Below are 1,778 nucleotides of genomic sequence, written 5' to 3'. Positions count from 1 at the left end.
CAGCTAGCTTGCTCTGCTTTGGCTTAATAGTTTTTCGCACTCATTTGCTAACGCGCGTCGTTTAAAGATAAAGTGCCAACGATGGCCAGAGAGTTGTCGCCATAAGTTTGCAGCCCTTACGCCTGAGAGAAGCAGGCAGCGGATTTTTGCTGCGTTCAGATCGACGGTCAAGTGGCGTTCATGGCCAGATACCTGTACACGCAATGAAAAGGTGCTGATGGTTTGCATGTAAATCTCAGCGAGACTGCCAATGACATTTTCGTGAAGCAGGCCAAAATGCTCTACTTGCTGTTGTGCCCTCTCAAGTTTCCGGCTAAGTGCATCTAGCATTTCTTTATCTTTATTGAGTTTTCTCTCAAGGTGGAGGACTGCAAGAGCGTAGCGCACGGGCAGTACGTGCCCCTTAGTATTAGTTTTGGCAAGTAGGTCATGAACGACTTCAAGGCCTTTCTCAAGTTTGGCAAGGTCACCAAAGACCGATAGTGTGGTATCCGGGTTTGTGATAAACAGACTATTTAAGGCAGTTTCCAGGTGTTGAGGATTGCATTGTCCGCTCTGTGCAATGTCGTCAGCGGCTGACATTGCCTGGAATAACCCTGCTAGGGCAAGTATTTGTTGTTGAGTCTTGTTCATAGAGTTCACTGTTTAAAATTACTTTGCTGATGATTGCTGAGCATGTCTTGGAATTCAGCTTTCTAGTGTTTTAGCTGTCTATTCCGTTGTTTCAATAATCGCGCCACCGAGGCATTGATCTTCAAGATAGAAGGCAATCGATTGGCCGGGTGTGACCGCGCGCTGAGGCTGCCCAAAGAATACGCTTAAGCATCCATTGTCGTTACTTTCAATAATGCAGTCCTGATCAGCTTGGCGGTAGCGCACCTTAGCTTTGCAGTGGAAAGGGTACTCACTTGGAGCTTTGTTGATCCAGTCAGTTTCGAGAGTCTGTAGTTGGCTGCTGTATAGAAGGGGGTGCTTGCTGCCTTGAACAACGATTAATACGTTACGATCAAGGTCTTTTTGTGCAACATACCAAGGTGATTCGTCATAGCCGCTGAGCCCACCAATTCCTAAGCCTTGGCGCTGCCCAATAGTGTGGTACATAAGCCCATTGTGTCGGCCGATGATATCGCCCTTGTCAGTTTCAATATCACCCGGTTGCGCAGGGATGTATTGCTTTAGAAAGTCAGAGAACTTTCGCTCTCCGATAAAACATATGCCGGTACTATCTTTCTTGTTATGTGTGATTAAATCATGTTCTTCGGCAAGCTTTCTTACAGCTGGCTTTTCCAATTCACCAACCGGAAACAGGGTTTTCGCTAATTTGCTTTGGTTGACAGCATGTAGAAAGTAGCTTTGATCTTTGTTGTTATCGAGCCCCTTTAATAGCAAGGTTTGCCCATTATCGTCAGCGCGTCTCACGTAATGGCCTGTCGCAATGTAATCTGCCCCTAAGGTACTCGCATAATCGAGAAAGGCTTTGAATTTGATTTCCTTGTTACACAGGATGTCAGGGTTGGGAGTTCGCCCAGAGCGATACTCAACCAAAAAGTGCTCGAAGACTCTGTCCCAATATTCAGCGGCAAAGTTAGCGGTATGAAGCTTAATACCTAGCTTGTCACATACAGCTTGGGCATCATTCAGGTCTTCGATTGCGGTACAGTATTCTGTGCCGTCGTCCTCGTCCCAGTTTTTCATAAACAGGCCTTCGACAAGAAAGCCTTGCTGTTTTAGGAGTAGTGCTGAAACGGAAGAGTCAACACCGCCTGACATGCCAACGA

The 1,778-nt window shown here is 46.6% G+C and carries 2 protein-coding genes; both read right to left on the bottom strand.

Features of this window, described 5'->3' with window-relative positions:
• Positions 1 to 3: 3 nt before the first annotated feature.
• Positions 4 to 633 carry a high frequency lysogenization protein HflD gene (hflD, locus tag A3766_RS15685; RefSeq protein WP_068511610.1) on the bottom strand — a complete coding sequence of 210 codons (630 nt, stop codon included), beginning with the start codon at positions 631 to 633 and terminating at the stop codon, positions 4 to 6.
• Positions 634 to 711: 78 nt separating this feature from the next.
• Positions 712 to 1,778, bottom strand: a 1,067-nt coding sequence (gene mnmA, locus A3766_RS15680; RefSeq protein WP_068642481.1) for a tRNA 2-thiouridine(34) synthase MnmA, incomplete at its 5' end; no start/stop codon positions are given.

Source organism: Oleiphilus sp. HI0132 (assembly GCF_001635845.1).
Note: the sequence above shows the minus strand (reverse complement) of the source record. Positions and strands in the feature narration are given on the sequence as shown.

What these genes read in the sequence shown, in the direction of transcription:
- hflD (WP_068511610.1), bottom strand. Translation starts at nt 633, where the DNA reads ATGAACAAGACTCAACAACAAATACTTGCCCTAGCAGGGTTATTCCAG.